This window comes from Aliiroseovarius sediminis, from assembly GCF_022678485.1.
Taxonomy (GTDB): domain Bacteria; phylum Pseudomonadota; class Alphaproteobacteria; order Rhodobacterales; family Rhodobacteraceae; genus Aliiroseovarius; species Aliiroseovarius sediminis.
The window spans coordinates 1-221 of record NZ_JALBYP010000002.1 but is presented as its reverse complement, the minus strand read 5'-3'; the positions used below and the strand labels follow the sequence as shown (position 1 = coordinate 221).

General features: G+C 48.4%; 1 pseudogene. It reads right to left on the bottom strand.

From position 1 onward, the window contains the following. A pseudogene (locus MN186_RS00010) lies at positions 1-219 on the bottom strand (hypothetical protein); the annotation flags it as partial. Between the last annotated feature and the right edge of the window lie 2 nt (positions 220-221).

Genomic DNA, 221 nt, shown 5'->3' with positions numbered 1-221 from the left:
GTTTTTTAGGATCTCCCTCTCCTCCTTGAGAAGACGGTTCTCACGTCGAAGCCGGTCATTCTCTTGAGCGAGGTTTAAATCCTCTTTCGACACCATATCAGTGTCCCGGTGCGCCATAATCCATTTGTTTTTTAGGATCTCCCTCTCCTCCTTGAGAAGACGGTTCTCACGTCGAAGCCGGTCATTCTCTTGAGCGAGGTTTAAATCCTCTTTCGACACCA